The 16,616-nt window shown below is 37.4% G+C and carries 15 protein-coding genes (1 of these 15 only partly in view); 10 read left to right on the top strand and 5 right to left on the bottom strand.

The features are described 5' to 3' along the window. Nucleotides 1–3: 3 nt before the first annotated feature. Both KRODI_RS08305 and xrtF read right to left on the bottom strand, forming a co-directional pair. Nucleotides 4–435 (bottom strand): exosortase F system-associated membrane protein, encoded by a 432-nt coding sequence (locus KRODI_RS08305; RefSeq protein WP_013751149.1) that lies wholly within the window; start codon nt 433–435, stop codon nt 4–6. After that, nucleotides 428–976, bottom strand: coding sequence for an exosortase family protein XrtF (gene xrtF / locus KRODI_RS08300; protein WP_013751148.1), 549 nt, complete (start codon nt 974–976; stop codon nt 428–430). The genes KRODI_RS08305 and xrtF overlap by 8 nt, the downstream gene beginning before the upstream one ends. 33 nt (nt 977–1,009) lie before the next feature. Between xrtF and KRODI_RS08295 the strand changes: the two genes are divergently transcribed. Then, the gene (locus KRODI_RS08295; protein WP_013751147.1) at nt 1,010–1,465 is read left to right on the top strand and encodes a GAF domain-containing protein; all 456 of its coding nucleotides are present in this window, start codon (nt 1,010–1,012) and stop codon (nt 1,463–1,465) included. Nucleotides 1,466–1,539: 74 nt separating this feature from the next. Here the strand turns inward: KRODI_RS08295 and KRODI_RS08290 are convergent, their stop codons facing one another. Beyond that, nucleotides 1,540–2,802, bottom strand: a complete 1,263-nt coding sequence (locus tag KRODI_RS08290; RefSeq protein ID WP_013751146.1) for an ABC transporter permease — start codon at nt 2,800–2,802, stop codon at nt 1,540–1,542. A 170-nt stretch (nt 2,803–2,972) separates the two neighbouring features. Between KRODI_RS08290 and purH the strand changes: the two genes are divergently transcribed. The 6 genes from purH (at nt 2,973) to rodA (ending at nt 10,123) form a co-directional block, all read left to right on the top strand. After that, nucleotides 2,973–4,505 (top strand): bifunctional phosphoribosylaminoimidazolecarboxamide formyltransferase/IMP cyclohydrolase, encoded by a 1,533-nt coding sequence (purH, locus tag KRODI_RS08285; RefSeq protein ID WP_013751145.1) that lies wholly within the window; start codon nt 2,973–2,975, stop codon nt 4,503–4,505. 109 nt (nt 4,506–4,614) lie between these two features. Continuing rightward, on the top strand, nt 4,615–5,643 hold the full coding sequence (locus KRODI_RS08280) for a rod shape-determining protein (protein WP_013751144.1): 1,029 nt from the start codon (nt 4,615–4,617) through the stop codon (nt 5,641–5,643). A gap of 14 nt (nt 5,644–5,657) precedes the next feature. After that, nucleotides 5,658–6,503, top strand: coding sequence for a rod shape-determining protein MreC (mreC, locus tag KRODI_RS08275; protein WP_013751143.1), 846 nt, complete (start codon nt 5,658–5,660; stop codon nt 6,501–6,503). Further along, nucleotides 6,493–6,999, top strand: a complete 507-nt coding sequence (locus tag KRODI_RS08270; protein ID WP_013751142.1) for a hypothetical protein — start codon at nt 6,493–6,495, stop codon at nt 6,997–6,999. Before mreC ends, KRODI_RS08270 begins: the two co-directional genes overlap by 11 nt. Then, a complete protein-coding gene (gene mrdA, locus KRODI_RS08265; RefSeq protein WP_013751141.1) occupies nt 6,996–8,864 on the top strand; it encodes a penicillin-binding protein 2 in 1,869 nt (622 codons plus the stop codon). Before KRODI_RS08270 ends, mrdA begins: the two co-directional genes overlap by 4 nt. Next, on the top strand, nt 8,864–10,123 hold the full coding sequence (gene rodA / locus KRODI_RS08260; protein ID WP_013751140.1) for a rod shape-determining protein RodA: 1,260 nt from the start codon (nt 8,864–8,866) through the stop codon (nt 10,121–10,123). The genes mrdA and rodA overlap by 1 nt, the downstream gene beginning before the upstream one ends. Nucleotides 10,124–10,211: 88 nt before the next feature. Here rodA and KRODI_RS08255 read toward each other — a convergent pair whose 3' ends face one another. Beyond that, nucleotides 10,212–10,481 (bottom strand): hypothetical protein, encoded by a 270-nt coding sequence (locus KRODI_RS08255; RefSeq protein WP_013751139.1) that lies wholly within the window; start codon nt 10,479–10,481, stop codon nt 10,212–10,214. A gap of 137 nt (nt 10,482–10,618) precedes the next feature. Here KRODI_RS08255 and KRODI_RS08250 point away from each other — a divergent pair, with 137 nt between their 5' ends. Next, nucleotides 10,619–11,449, top strand: a complete 831-nt coding sequence (locus KRODI_RS08250) for a DMT family transporter (RefSeq protein WP_013751138.1) — start codon at nt 10,619–10,621, stop codon at nt 11,447–11,449. A 104-nt stretch (nt 11,450–11,553) separates the two neighbouring features. Here the strand turns inward: KRODI_RS08250 and KRODI_RS08245 are convergent, their stop codons facing one another. Next, nucleotides 11,554–14,415, bottom strand: a complete 2,862-nt coding sequence (locus tag KRODI_RS08245; RefSeq protein WP_013751137.1) for a M16 family metallopeptidase — start codon at nt 14,413–14,415, stop codon at nt 11,554–11,556. A gap of 168 nt (nt 14,416–14,583) precedes the next feature. Here KRODI_RS08245 and dinB point away from each other — a divergent pair, with 168 nt between their 5' ends. Both dinB and KRODI_RS08235 read left to right on the top strand, forming a co-directional pair. Continuing rightward, complete coding sequence (dinB, locus tag KRODI_RS08240) at nt 14,584–15,804, top strand: DNA polymerase IV (protein WP_013751136.1); 1,221 nt, start codon at nt 14,584–14,586, stop codon at nt 15,802–15,804. Nucleotides 15,805–15,845: 41 nt separating this feature from the next. Further along, a protein-coding gene (locus KRODI_RS08235; RefSeq protein WP_013751135.1) for a DNA polymerase III subunit alpha crosses the window boundary here: on the top strand, nt 15,846–16,616 show its 5' end (the start). 2,262 nt of this gene lie beyond the right edge of the window; only the first 771 of its 3,033 coding nucleotides appear in the window; its start codon is at nt 15,846–15,848; its stop codon lies beyond the right edge, outside the window.

Genomic DNA, 16,616 nt, shown 5'->3' with positions numbered 1-16,616 from the left:
ACCCTATTTATCAACCTTACGGTAATAAAAAAAAGCAGGTAATAAGAGAAAAATCAACAATGGCTGTATTAAGAATCTACGCACGTAGAATAACGGCAGATATTCTGAAGGGTTATGATGATGTAGTAAGTAGTAAAACGGCAATAATAATATCACCAAAACTATCAAGTAAAATATACTCGTGAATTTTAAAATACTCCTATCTGTAAAAACTGCCCATAAAATTCCGAGAGACAGTAGCATGTTGATGAAATACCTCAAGAGTACATTTAAAAAGAACTTCCCTTGCGCTAGTTCGGGCAATGCCTTATTCTGATAATCACCATGGAAGTAATCAATAAGCGGATCGTAGAATAGTTCGCTTTCGCGAAAGCGTACATACAACAATCCCAACAATAACAATCCACCTATCAGGACGCGGACTAACTTATTCATCCTTCACCGGTTTTTTGTAAGAATTGATCCAGCCTATCCATAATAAGAACACGGTACCATAAATTACCGCCGGAAAGATGGTTCCATGAAGTACATCTGCATATTGTGGATACTCATAAATACCTATGGTAAGTAATGCAATGCGCAAGACATTCATCCCGTAAATAAGTGCTGCTCCTCCAAAAATGAATAAGAGCGTACGCTTCATATCACCAAAGAATGCTAGCATGAATGAAATAAATAATAGCATTACACTTACAGCATTACAGCCTTCTACAACTCTAGCAAGCGTTTTTCCATTCATTGTGAGATTCATAGCAGGCTCCCATTTACTTGGCACCACTTGCATGTCATAACCTAATGATGTGATGACAGATTGACTTTGTCTGGCAACTGTATGTGTAATAATGTCGGGAAAATAGCGACTACTACCTCCGTAGGTTAAAAATAGTTGGTAAAGCACCACAAAAACCAAATAACTTCCTATGAAGATAATGAGAAATCGAAGTACGGACTTATATTTGCGTAGTAGTTTAAGCAAGGGGCGTATTTTAACGTCTAAAATACAAGAAAAATGGCTTTTGAAGATTTAAAAATAGAAGTAAGCCGCATCGCGGATAAAAAAGAAGATAGCGCTACAAGCAAAATGACTGCAATATGTGAGTTATTGCGCGAGCGCATAGAATATTATGACTGGGTAGGTTTTTACATGGCAAACCATGAAAAGCGCACATTACACCTAGAAGCATTTGCTGGAGAACCTACAGATCACACGGTAATTCCTTTTGGTAAAGGGATATGTGGTCAGGTAGCAGAATCTAATGCAAACTTTGTAGTGCCAGACGTAAAAGCGCAAGACAATTATATCGCTTGTTCTATCACTGTAAAAAGTGAGATTGTTATTCCATTATTTAAAGATGGTAAAAACATAGGGCAGATAGATATAGACTCAAGTCATGTAGATCCTTTTACAAAAGATGACGAAGATTTCCTCGAGTTTGTAAATGTGCAAGTTGCAGCATTGCTGTAAGAAGCACCTTCCACTAATTAAAAAGCCCCAATTCTAAATATAGAATTGGGGCTTTTTTATATTATATAAAGCTATTACATCCCTGTTCTTATTGCTTCTACAGGATCTAGTCGTGAGGCTCCTATTGCTGGGATTATCCCTGCAATGATACCTATGATAAATGTTGTGAAGAGTCCTAAGAAAATATTATCAAAAGATAATACAAATTCAAAGTCTCCCGCAATCTTAGAGACATCTAGCAGCCATACTATAAGCTGCACCATAACAAGTCCAATAAATCCGCCAAAAATAGATAACAATACAGATTCAAATAAAAACTGAAATAAGATGAAACGGCGCTTTGCTCCTAGCGCCTTCTGTATACCTATGAGGTTTGTGCGCTCTTTGACACTCACAAACATAATATTTGCAATCCCGAAACCACCCACTAGTAGTGCAAAGCCACCAATTAACCAGCCCACTGTAGTAAGCACACCTATAATCCCATCAATAGCATCTGTAAAACCACTAAGTCTATTGATGAAGAAATCACTAGTTTCCCCAGCTTTTATAGACCTACCTGCTCTCATTTTCTGTTCGGCGATAGCGTAGAATTCATCTGCATCCTCACCCTCTGCAGGTACGATTGTCATTGTAGGGAAAGTAGATCTATTATTATCGCCATAAATACGTCTTATAATATTTACTGGAATTACTATTTTCTCATCCTTAGAATCTCCAAAGGCATTAATACCTTGCTTCTTGAGAACTCCAATGATTGTAAACTTCCTGCTTAAAGTTTTTATTTGTTTCCCTATTGGATCTACACCTTCTCCAAAAAGGTTATCACGCAAAACAGATCCTATGATTGCAACGGGCACTCCATTTATAGACTCTTGCTCATTAAAAAAGCGTCCATCTTCAAATTCTAGTTTTTCTATCTCAAAAAGCCCTTCGGTTGCATTATCTACTTGAACACTCTCTACCACTTTCCCTTCATAACTAATCTTTTGTGAAGGAATAGACATCGTGTAGTTTATAGCACCTAAGCCAGGCAGGTTACGCTGTAAGTTCTGGTAATCCTCATAAGTAACAAGCGGAAAACGCTCTCGCTTCCAGCGCGGAACTTCTGTAGGTCCAAAGGAGATATGAGCGATAATCATACTCTCCTGATCTAGAGAAGAAAGACTTCCCTTAATGTCTTTTTCAAGCGAATCTACCGCTGCGAGAACCCCAATAATTGAGAAAATCCCAACCGTAACTCCCATCAAAGAGAGAAACGTACGAAGCTTGTTATTGCGCAATGCATTTACAGCAAATCTAAAACTCTCCCCTAAGGCTCTTAAATATATTAGCATTGATTGATTTTATCTAAAGATACGAGTAAGACGCCACACACTAAAAATTGTTACAAAGTCATGTCAATTTGTTAATAGAAACCCCAAACAAAAAGGGTTGAAATACCTATTTTTGAAGCTTTTAAAACCCATCCATTTAGGATCAACCAAAATCTATTAATTTTCTCACAATGAGCACAACAAAAAAAATAGGCGCAGCACTAATTTCAGTATTCCATAAAGACGGCTTAGCCCCTATCGTTCAAAAGCTACACGAACAAGGAGTAACCCTTTATTCTACTGGTGGAACAGAGAAGTTTATTAAAGATTTAGGAATCCCAGTTGTACCTGTCGAGGATGTGACTTCTTACCCTTCTATCTTAGGTGGTCGTGTAAAAACATTACACCCTAAAGTTTTTGGAGGAATTTTAAACCGTCAAGATCACGAAGGAGATGTAAAGGAAATGGAAGAATTTGAAATTCCGCAGCTTGATCTTGTGATTGTAGATTTATACCCTTTTGAAAAAACAGTAGCTTCTGGCGCGCCAGAACAAGATATTATAGAAAAAATAGATATAGGTGGTATTTCACTTATACGTGCTGCAGCAAAAAACTTTAAAGACACCTTATGTGTATCTTCTATGGAAGACTATGCAGAGGTTCTTGACATTATTACTACAGGAAACGGAAGTACTACTATTGCACAGAGAAAACGTTTTGCAGCAAAGAGTTTTGCCGTTTCTTCTCATTACGATACTGCGATCTTCAATTATTTCAATACAGACCAAGAAATCCCAGTACTTAGACATAGTAAAAATGAAGGGAAAGCACTTAGATATGGAGAAAATCCGCATCAAAAAGGATTTTTCTTTGGAGATTTTGATGAAGTTTTTGAGAAGCTTCACGGTAAAGAATTATCATACAACAACCTGCTTGATGTAGATGCTGCTGTAAACTTAATTTCAGAATTTCAAGGAGAAGCACCTACGTTTGCTATTCTTAAACACAACAATGCATGTGGTTTTGCACAGCGTGACACTATGCACCAAGCATATGTAGACGCTCTTGCTGGAGATCCTACTTCTGCCTTTGGCGGAGTGTTAATTGCAAATGGAAACATAGATATTTCGACTGCAAATGAAATTCATAAATTATTCTGTGAGGTAGTGATAGCGCCGTCTTACGATGCAGATGCACTAGAAATTTTAAAAGGAAAGAAAAACAGGATAGTCCTTACGCTCAAAAATATCGTATTACCTGAGACAACCGTGCGCACTTGCCTTAACGGAACACTCGTTCAAGGTCGCGATAACAAGACAGATGTGAAGGAAAATTTAACAAACGCAACAACTACCGCTCCTACAGATAAGGAGATAGAAGATTTACTGTTTGCTTCAAAAATATGTAAGCACACAAAATCTAATACCATTGTACTTGCAAAGAACAAACAACTTTGTGCAAGTGGTACAGGTCAAACTTCTAGAGTTGATGCCTTAAGACAAGCTATTGATAAAGCAACCTCATTTGGTTTTGATCTTAAAGGATCTGTAATGGCAAGTGATGCATTTTTCCCATTTCCAGACTGTGTTGAGATTGCAGATAATGCGGGTATCACATCGGTAATTCAACCTGGTGGATCTATTAAAGATCAACTTACAATTGATTACTGTAATGAGCACAATATCTCAATGGTAATGACGGGAACAAGACATTTTAAACATTAATATAAGTTTAAGGGAGTACGCTTTCGCGAAAGCGTAATTTTACCCTTTAATATTTGTACATTTATACAAACGCGTAACTGCTAACATTTAATACCTCCACAATAACCCTATGGGATTTTTTGATTTTTTAACCGAAGATATAGCAATTGACCTCGGTACCGCAAACACACTGATTATTCACAACGACAAGGTAGTGGTAGATAGCCCCTCCATAGTTGCTAGGGATAGGACGACCAAAAAAATCATAGCTGTAGGTAAGGAAGCTGCTCAAATGCAGGGGAAAACGCATGAAAATATCAAGACAATTAGACCTCTTAAGGATGGTGTAATTGCAGATTTTGACGCGAGTGAACAAATGATTGCGATGTTCATTAAAGAAATCCCTGCGCTTAAAAAGAAATTCTTTCCACCAGCATTGCGCATGGTGATTTGTATTCCTTCTGGAATTACAGAAGTAGAGATGCGAGCAGTAAAAGAAAGTGCAGAGCGTGTAAATGGAAAAGAAGTTTACTTAATACACGAGCCTATGGCTGCGGCCATAGGTATAGGTGTAGACATCATGCAACCTAAGGGTAACATGATTGTAGATATAGGTGGTGGTACTACAGAAATTGCGGTGATTGCTCTAGGAGGAATTGTTTGTGATAAGTCTGTAAAAATTGCCGGTGATGTATTTACAAATGACATCATTTATTACATGCGCACCCAGCACAACCTCTATGTAGGTGAACGCAGTGCCGAAAAAATTAAAATACAAATAGGTGCCGCTACAGAGGATCTTGAAGTTCCGCCAGAGGAAATGAGCGTTCAAGGACGTGATCTTCTTACAGGTAAACCTAAACAAGTGCAAATAAGCTATCGCGAGATTGCAAAGGCACTTGATAAATCTATACTTCGTATAGAGGATGCGGTAATGGAAACATTATCTCAAACTCCTCCAGAACTCGCTGCCGATATTTATAACACAGGAATCTACCTTGCTGGTGGAGGATCTATGTTACGAGGTCTTGACAAGCGTCTTTCTCAAAAAACAGACTTACCTGTTTATATTGCCGAAGATCCGCTTAGGGCTGTAGTACGAGGTACTGGAATATGCCTAAAAAATATTGCGAAGTATAAGAGCGTTCTCATTAAATAGAAAACTCTTAAGTTATGCATCAGATTATCAATTTCTTGATCAGGAACAAGCACTTCCTGCTGTTTGCATTTTTACTAATGCTGTCGCTTGTTTTTACCATACAATCTCATTCTTATCACCGTAGTAAATTTGTAAACTCTGCAAACTGGTTTACGGGTGGCATTTATGGATCTGTAACTAGTGTTCAAGATTATTTTAAACTAAAGACTTACAATAAACAGCTTCTAGAAGAGAATGCCCGCTTACGCGAAATGTTGAAATCACCTAACGAGGATAATCTTGACCTTGAAGTTCTCACAGACATAACATCACCTATCCCGTCAGATAGTCTGCGAAAATTCTCCTACATTCCTGCAAAGGTTCTCAATAACAACTATGCAAAGACAGATAATTTTATTACTCTTTTAGGTGGGTCACAAGATAGTATTCACAAAGACCAAGGAGTAATCACTAGCAAAGGAATCGTAGGTATTATTGATAAAACATCTTCTGGTTACAGTACCGTATTATCTATTCTCAATTCTAACTTTACCACAAGTGCAAAGTTAAGAGCGTCGGAACATTTTGGGACAATGCAATGGGATGGTGAGGACCCAAATATCGTTCAGGTTATTGATATGCAACAGCAAGCACCTGTAAAACTAGGTGATACCATAGAAACCAGTGGGAAATCGGCAATTTTCCCGAAAGGGATTCCTATAGGTACAGTAAACGAGTTTGTATTAGATCCAAGTAAAAACTTCTATACATTATCTATTAAACTTATTAATGACATGACTAATCTAGGTCATGTGTATGTGGTAGAAAATAGCTATAAGAAGGAAATCATAGCACTAGAAACACAGCAAGATGAAGAATAGTGTCTCTGTAAATATTGCTAGGTTTGTAGCACTCATGATTGTGCAGATTTATATTTTTAATAATGTAAATCTCTTTGGGTACATCAATCCCTACCCTTACGTCTTGTTTCTATTAGTCTTTCCATTTACAGCTAATAGAGCGTTATATATTTTTATCGCCTTCTTAACGGGACTTACGATGGATATGTTTGGTAACAGTGGCGGTGTGCATGCGGCAGCTTGCCTCTTCCTGGCATACCTTAGGCCAGTTGCTTTACGATTTTCTTTTGGAGTAAGTTATGAGTACAATGCCATAAAATTATCTAAGGTGAGTTTTTACGAGCGATTCATCTTTATTTCTATAATGGTGCTCATTCACCATTTAGTATTGTTTTTACTAGAGGTATTTAACATAAGTAATATACTCTACACCTTAAACAAAACGTTAGTCACTAGTATCTTTACTATTATACTTTGTTTGACTTTTAATATCCTTTTCAGCAGCCGTAACGAATGAGAAAATTACTACTCCTCTTTATTGTTCTTACTACTGGTGTACTCTTTATTGCTAGACTATTTTATCTGCAGGTGTATGACACCTCTGCAGCTGTTTTATCTGAGAGTAACGCTATAAAGCAACAATTTGAAATCCCACAACGTGGTCGTATTTATGACCGCTATGGAGAACTTTTAGTTTCTAACCAGCCATCATATGATTTAATGGCTATACCTAGAGAAATCAAACCTTTTGACACGCTCAAGCTATGCTCATTATTAAATATTGATAAAGAAAAACTTGTAAAACAACTTAACAAGGCAATACATTATTCTCCTAGGCATCCTTCTGTTATAGTGCCTACTATGTCACAAGAAGAATTTGCATACTTAGGCGAGCAAATGCGCAAGTTTGAAGGCTTCTTTATCCAGAAAAGATCATTACGTGACTATCAGATAGACTTTGGCGCAAACTTTCTTGGATACATCCAAGAAGTACACCAAGGGATTATTGATAAACAGCCTTACTATATAAGCGGAGATTTAATAGGACGACAAGGTGTTGAACAAAAATATGAAGAGCTCCTAAGAGGAAAAAAAGGGATCAAATACCTTCAAAAAGATCGATTTAATCGTGTTATAGGCCCTTACAAAGAAGGCACACTTGATCAAGAACCTGAAGAAGGAAAGAATATATATCTTACCATAGATTCTGAACTTCAAAAATATGGAGAAGAATTAATGCAAGGTAAGCGCGGTGGCATTGTAGCCATTGAGCCATCTACTGGAGAAATTCTAGCACTTGTGGCTGCTCCCAATTATGACCCTGCTTTAATGGTAGGTCGTGAGCGATCTAAAAATTATTCAAAACTTGATAACGACTCTATTGCAAAGCCTCTTTATGACAGAGCATTGCTAGGAGAATATGCGCCAGGATCACCTTTTAAAGCACTTACGGGACTCATTGCACTCCAAGAAGGAGCGATTGGTCTTGATGATAGAGTGTATTGTAATGGAGGAATGAGATATGGTAGAGGAAGGACCTTTGGGTGTCACCACCATAAAAGTCCAGTACAAATGATCAGTGGTATTGCTTACTCTTGTAATGCCTACTTTGGAACTGCTTACTTAAATACTCTCAATAAATACGATACGCCACAAGAAGGTATTGCTGCATGGCAAGGCCACCTTAAGAGTTTTGGACTAGGAGATTTTATGGGTTATGACTTACCTATAGGAAGACCAGGTTTCATTCCAGGGGCTTCATACTATAACAAAATCCATGATTACCCTAATAGAAGATGGGGAAGTGCTGCAACATTATCTAACTCTATTGGACAAGGGGAAGTTGCACTTACTCCAATGCAAATGGCACACTTTACAGCAACTATTGCAAATAGAGGCTGGTTTTACAGACCGCACATCATAAAAAAAATAGAAGGACAAGACACGATTCCTTCTCAATTTGAACAGAAAAATTATACCACTATAGATGCAAAACACTTTGAACCTGTGATACAAGGGCTCAATGATGTGTACAATTATGGGACTGCAGCAAACTTAAAAGTACCTGGAATAGATATTTCAGGTAAAACAGGTACAGCAGAGAATTATGCTAAAATAGATGGAGTAACAACACAGCTTACAGACCACTCTACTTTTGTAGCCTTTGCTCCTAAAGACAAACCAAAGATTGCTATTGCCATCTTTGTAGAAAATGGGTATTGGGGATCTCGTTACGGTGGCCGTATCGCATCTCTCATGATTGAAAAATACATTAACAGAGAAGTAACGCGTAAGGATTTAGAACAATGGATTCTCACACATACCCTTGAGGAAGAATATGCTAAACCATTGAGTGGCAAGCCTTTTAAAATAAATTATTAATGAGCCGTTTTACAAGGAATGTTGGTAGTTTTGACTGGGTACTTATTTTATTATACTTAGCCCTCGTAGCTATAGGCTGGGTTAATATTTACTCTGCTGCCTTTGATCCAGATACACAAGCTTTTGCAAGTATGAATAACTTGTACTTCAAGCAACTTGTGTGGATATTTCTAGGCTTTCTTATCATTACGTTTATTCTCTTCTTAGACTCAAAATTCTTTGAGCGATTCTCTAGTGTCATTTACATAGGCTCGTTGCTGTCATTAATATTATTGTTTGTTTTTGGTAAGACTATATCTGGGGCAACAAGTTGGTACAATCTCGGTTTTATGAGTTTGCAGCCTAGTGAATTTGCCAAAGCCGCTACCGCACTAGCACTCGCCAAATATCTGAGCGACATACAAACCAATATAAAAACCATAAAAGATCAAGTACGTGCTCTTGCTATTATAGCAATACCAGCACTTATCATTGTGCCACAACCAGATCCTGGAAGTGCATTAGTTTATGCTGCATTTTTCTTTCCGCTATATAGAGAGGGACTTGCTGCTAGTTATTTAATTCTAGGAGCATCTACGATTACGTTATTTGTGCTTACACTAGTTTTAGGACCTATTTATGTGTCTCTAATTGTTCTTGTGATTGCCTTGATACTGTTTGCTAGAAATAGAAAAAAACGACCCTCAAAACGTCTTTATATAGGTCTTGTTGCAGCAGCATGTCTTTTTGCATTTTCTGTAAACTACATTTTCGAAAATATCTTCGAGCAACGTCACCGCGACCGTTTTAATATTGTTTTGGGTAAAGAGGTAGATGCAAAAAGTATAGGATATAATACACAGCAAAGTGAGATTGCCATAGGTAATGGTGGCTGGTTTGGAAGAGGGTTTCTAGAAGGAACACAAACTAAAGGTAAGTTTGTACCAGAACAACACACAGATTATATTTTCTCAACAGTTGGTGAAGAGTGGGGTTTCCTTGGGAGTACCCTAGTAATCATCTTATTTGTAGTGCTTATTTTGAGGATCATCCAACTATCAGAAAAACAAAAAAATGACTTCTCGCGCATTTATGGATACAGCCTCGCAGGAATTTTATTCATTCACTTTGTAGTAAACATTGGGATGGTCATAGGTCTCTTACCTACGGTAGGAATTCCTTTGCCGTTTTTCAGTTACGGAGGATCAGGATTATGGGGCTTCACTATTTTACTATTCATCTTTGTAAAACTAGATGGTAATAGAGTAAACGAGTGGTAATCTAAGTACACTTTCGCGAAAGCGTAAAAACAAACATAAAAAAAGCGAGCATCACTGCTCGCTTTTTTTTTACACTAATAACGACTTCTTAGTTGTTATCGTCATCACCATTATAATCGTCTGTTCCTTCGATTTCTTCTTCTATCTCTTGACCAGCTTTGTTAGCTCCATTTTCGATAGCTTCGCCAGTTTCTTCGGCAGCATTTTCGATAGCATCACCAGCTTCTTCCAGTCCGTTTTCGATATCTTCTCCTGCTGCTTCTGCAGAGTTTTCAATTTTATCTTGAGTTGTCTCTCTACAAGAGATTGTTGAGAATGTAAATCCTACAAGTGCTAGTACTACAAATACTTTTTTCATAATAATAATTGTTTATTGGTTAGGGTGTAAATGTAATATGGTACAATTACATTTTTTGTTAATAGGTAGTTATAATAAACCTATATAATTACTAAAATAGATATGTTATCTGATACCTTTGCGGTAAAATTCTTCCAGTGATAAAAGGAGTTGTTTACATGCTTATTGCTGCATTTGCGTTTACGTGGATGAACTTACTGGCAAAATATCTCGAAGATTTTCACCCACTACAGGTAGTGTTTTTTAGATGTGTGGGCACCTTTATTTTTATTTTTCCTTACATGCTTATCAAGCGAGTTCCTGTTATAGGGAGTAATTTCTCTTGGCTCATAACTAGAGGGATATTGAGTTTTGTTTCTCTCGCGCTTTATTTTGTGGTCATACAGCGCATCCCATTAGGATCTGCCGTTGCTTTACGATATACAGCCCCTTTGTTTAGTGCCATCTTTGCGCTTTGGTTTTTAAAAGAAAAAGTAAAACCATGGCAATGGGTGGCATTAGTCATTTCTGTTATAGGAGCTCTTGTGTTAAAAGGAGTCGATTTTAGAATAGATACGATAAGTTTTATACTCATTATTATGTCTTCTATTTTGGTAGGTGGTGTGTTTACCATTGTGCGTTATTTAGGATCGCGAGAACATTTTTTAACCATAATCAACTACTTTATGGTAATCTCTATCATAGGTAGTCTTTTCTTTATACAACACTGGCGTATGCCTGTAGGTGTTGAGTGGTGGTATGTAAGTGGTATTGGCGTCTTTGGACTTTTTGGCCAAGTATTCTTAACGCGTTCTTTCCAACTTGCAGATACAGCTACCGTAGCTCCCATTAAATACATGGAACTCGTATATGCTTTAATCTTAGGTTACTTTCTCTTTAATGAACGGTATGACACCGCTCCTCTAGTAGGGATGGGAGTTCTAGTCATAGGGATGCTACTTAACGTTTGGGTAAAGAGAAGAGCTTAGATTCGCTGTAGTATAGGTTTTATATGGAATTACGCTTTCGCGAAAGCATAAAAAAAGCGAACTCCATCAAGAGTTCGCTTTTTATAATTAAGAGATTTGAGTTTCTAGTTCTTTACAGGTTCTTTACTCTCATTCAAAAGTATAGGAGTACCATAACCTAGCTGCTCTAGTTTATCCATCTGTGTTTTCTTATCACCTACTATCAAGTATATCATTTTATCTGGATTAAGATATTTATCTGATAGTTTCTTGATTTCTTCTACTGTCATATTCTCTACGATAGCCTGGCGTTCCTTGATATAATCTGGAGATATACCCAGGTTTGCAATATCATCTAGCATATTTAGCTTTGCTCCCATAGTTTCAAAAGCACGCGCTTGACTTTTTAGTAGAAAACTTTTAGACACGTCAAGATCTTGTTGTGTGAAGTTCTTCCCATAGTTTTTAAGAATATCCTTTACGAGTGCAGTAGACTCATAAGTTACATTAGAACGTACTCCACTCGAGACAGCAAACGCTCCAGGAAGTGTAGATCCAGAAAAACCTGAACGTATGCCATAAGTATATCCTTTTCCTTCTCTAAGTTTCTGTGTAAGTTGTGAGGCAAAACCACCACCACCTAAACGGTAGTTCATCATTTGTGCTGGATAAAAATCTTTATCGGTTTCTGCCATTGCTGGGTATCCAAAACGAAGTACAGACTGCTTTGCATCTGGCACATCATAAAAATATACGTTAGACTGCTCCGGAGCCTTAGGAACCTCTACTACAGGAATTGTAAATTCTCTAGCCTCCCAATTATCATTAAGACCTGCGAGTACTGTAGTTGCTTTTTCTTTACCTACAGCACCTACTACTTGCATTTTAGCAACATTAGGAACTACATAATTGTTATAATAACTCTTTAGATCCTCAAGCGTAATTGCATTTACAGAAGCTGGAGTTCCTAAGCTGTTTTGAGCTAGTAGGCTACGCTCTCCATAAATTAATTTATCAAATTGTATAGCTGCAATACTATTAGGGTTTGCCTGTTGCTGCTCCAGACGACTTAAGGTACTCTGCTTTAATAAGTCAAACTCTGTCTTATCCCAGCGCGGCTGCAAGAGGATTTCTTGAACCAAGGCAATGGTTTTATCATAGTTTTTAGCCAGTGTATTCCCGCCTATGTATATATTCTCTTTGTCTGAGTACGTGTAAATATTTGCTCCAAGGCTTTCAATCTCATTTTCAAGTGCTGCAGTAGTTTTTGTGGCAGTTCCCTTCATAAGTAAATCTGCTAGCAAACTGGAAACGCCTACTCTATTGATATCCTCTAAAAGTAATCCTCCACGTATATTCATCTGAAATTGCACAAGTGGTACTTCGTCATTTTCGATACCATACACTTCAAGTCCAGAAGAAAGTTTGTCTTCCCAAACATTAGGAACAGTAACTTCAGCAGTTTTGCCATATGCAGGCTCCTCACTACGATCAAAGGACGAAGGAGTACGCTCATAATCTGCTGCGATACTCGCATCAAATGTCTCCTCTGCTCCTTCTACTATCTTTTCTTCTACTACTTGTGCAAGATCAGAATCTTCAAGTGCAAGTGTTGTTTGACCTATAGGCACAAAACTAGTAGCAATATAATTATGCCCTTTAATGTACTGCTCGTAAACGCGTTGTACATCTTCCTTAGTCACTGCAAGAATACGATCTACATCTTCTGTGATGTATGCAGGATCCCCAGCAAAAATCTCATACTGCGCTAGCTGAAATCCTTTTCCTAATACACTTGATAAGCCATTATAAAACTGTGTTTCTTGCCCTGCTTTAATTCTGTCTAAATCTTTTTGTGAGATTCCCTCAAGTTCAAATTTTGTAAAAGCCTCATTAATTCCTACAAGTACATCATCAAGATCTTTACCAGGATATGCATTGACGCTTAAACCAAATTCTCCTGCGATTTCAGAACCAAAATTGAACATTCTCACACCAGCCGTAAGCTGCTTCTCATCAATTAAAATCTTATTGAACGGCGCATTCTTGCCTTTAGAAAGATAACTAGCCAGCACTTCAAGTGCATAAGAGTCCTTATCATAATTAGGCACCGTAGGCCACGTCATTGATAGTTGTGGTAATCTAGCAAAGTTATCTTCATAATAGAGTCGCTTTGTATTTGCTACTGTAACAGGTTGCTTTTCCATTGCTGGAACTTCTTCTCCTCTTGGAATTTCTCCAAAATATTTTTCCACCCACTCCTTAGTTTGCGCAATATCAAAATCTCCAGCGATCGTAAGCGTTGTATTATTAGGCGTGTACCAGCGATTATAAAAATCTTTTACATCTTGTAGTGTTGCATTTTGTAAATCTTCTAATGAGCCTATTACCTGCCAGTTATAAGGATGGTTTTCTGGATAAAGGTTCTTCCCTACCACATAACGTGCGTGACCATAAGGACGGTTATCCACAGACTGCCTTTTTTCATTCTTTACCACCTGCTTTTCTTTTGCAAGAACTGGATCTGTTACCGTATTTATGAAGTATCCAAGCTTATCTGCCTCTGCCCAAATCATTTTTTCAAGAGCATCTTTTGGCACTGTTTGAAAATAGTTTGTGCGATCACGACTCGTAGATCCGTTTGCTCCAGAACCACCAATACGCGCGCTCATTGCATCAAGCCCACCTTTTCCAAGGTTTTCAGATTCTAAAAATAATAAGTGCTCAAATAAGTGAGCAAAACCTGTACGTCCTTCTATCTCTCTTGCAGATCCTACGTGTGCGGTAAGTGCTACTGCAACTACTGGATCTGAGTCGTCTTGATGTAAGATTACGGTAAGTCCATTATCTAGCGTAAACTTTTCAAATGGAACGTTGAATTGTGGGGTTTCCGCTTTCGCGAAAGCGGTATTCTCCTCACTTTCTTGCTTACACGAGAATGTAATAGTTACCAGCGCAATAAGGGCTATAAGACGTGTGATTTTCATCTAAAATAAATTAAAATTAAAGAGGATCAAGATAACCAAAACAGAAACCGAAAGGTTGTTAAATAATGTTAACGCAATGAATCTCGAACCACCAATGTTAATAACTAAAATAAGGTTACCTATTACTTAAATAGGAATATTTCCATAATTTTGGATTAATTCTATATTATGCAACGTACAATTATTCATTTTGATCTTGATACTTTCTTCGTTTCTTGTGAGCGTAGGCTAGATAGTCGCCTTATAGGGAAACCCGTTATTGTAGGTGGTACTGGCGATCGCGGCGTGGTAAGCGCTGCAAGTTATGAAGCTCGCACCTATGGTGTACATAGTGCTATGCCCATTAAAGTAGCTAGACAATTATGCCCTAATGGTATTTACATACGAGGAAATGGCGGCACATATTCAAAAATGTCTAAAGAGGTAACTCAAATTCTTCAAGAAGAACTGCCTGTTCTAGAAAAAGCAAGTGTAGATGAGTTTTATGGTGATCTCACTGGGATGGATAAGTTCTTTGGAGCTTATAAATACTCAAAAGAGCTTCGCCAGCGTATTATGCGAGAAACAGGTTTACCTATTTCCTTCGGGATGTCTCCTAACAAAACGGTATCAAAAGTGGCTACGGGAGAAGCAAAACCTAATAATGAAATTAAAATTGACCCTGGTTATGAGAAAGTGTTTCTTGCACCATTATCTATCAAAAAAATTCCTTCGGTAGGACAGAAGACTTTTATTCAGTTCTGTAATCTAGGAGTGCGCACGGTAGATCTTGTTCAACAAATGCCTGTAGAAATGATGACTTCTGTTTTTGGAAAAAATGGACGCATCATCTGGGAGCGTTGTAATGGTATTGATGATAGCCCTATTGTGGAGTATCACGAACGTAAATCTATCTCTAGTGAACGTACATATGGTCAAGACACAATTGACATGGTGAAGTTACATACTACTATAACTGCCATTGCAGAAAATCTAGCTTTTCAACTACGGCGTGGTAATAAACTCACTTCTGTCGTAACATTAAAAATTAGATACTCAGATTTTCAAACATATTCAAAACAGATGCGTATCCCCTACACCGCTGCAGATCATGTTCTCATTCCCACAGTAATAGAACTTTTTAATAAGCTTAATAATCGTAGGATGCTTATTAGGTTAGTAGGTGTACGCTTTGGTGGTCTTACAGAGGGGCATTATCAAATAGACCTTTTTGAGAATACTAACAAGACCGTAAATCTTTACAAAGCAATGGACGAATTAAGAAATAAATATGGTGATCATACCGTGCGAAGAGCAAACACGATAGGTGAAGGATCCAGAACTATAGGAAATCAAGGTAATCCTTTTAACGGTGAACCTCCTATACTCTTAGCTCACAGACATCAGTAAAAAACACCTCTTTTATTTATTTAAACCCCAAGACTAAATTCATGTATCTCAATAATCACTCTTATTTTAGTTTAAGATATGGAACAATTTCTGAGGAGGAATTACTAGATCTAGCGATACATGAAGGGTGTAATCATTTTGCACTTACAGATATTAATAATACATCTGGCTGTCTAAATTTTGTGCGTCGCGCAAAGGAAAAAAACATAAAACCTATCATAGGTGTCGATTTTAGAAACAATACAAAACAGTGCTACGTTGCACTCGCAATGAATAACCAAGGCTTCCTTGAAATAAACAACTACTTATCAAAACACTTACATAACAAAACTCCATTTCCTGACCAAGCTCCGCATTTTCAAAATGTAATTATTATTTATCCTTTTGAAAATGTAATGGAGTTAGGAAAGACAACCTTTACTAGTAATGAATATATAGGTGTGCGAGCAAAAGATATTTATAAGCTTAAATTTTCTTCTCTTAGTTCATTAACAAAAAAGTTAGTTATTCTCCATACAGTAAGCTTTCGCGATAAGCGAGATTTTAACACGCATCGTTTATTAAGAGCTATAGATACAAATGTATTACTTAGCACGCTCCCACATACAGATCAGGGAAGTCCTAATGACTTGATGTACTCACGAAAAGAGATTGCTCAGGTTTTTAAAGACTATCCATCACTTATTGAGAATACCAATAACCTCTTACAAGAATGTAAGATCGATTTCAATTTTAGCAAAGATAAACCCTCACAAAACTTAACTACACTATTAAAAAGTCCAGAAGCAGATTACAAAAAACTTCTCGAGCTT

It is taken from the genome of Dokdonia sp. 4H-3-7-5 (genome assembly GCF_000212355.1).
Classification (GTDB): domain Bacteria; phylum Bacteroidota; class Bacteroidia; order Flavobacteriales; family Flavobacteriaceae; genus Dokdonia.
The sequence above is the reverse complement of the archived record's forward strand: the minus strand, read 5'-3'. Positions and strand labels throughout refer to the sequence as shown.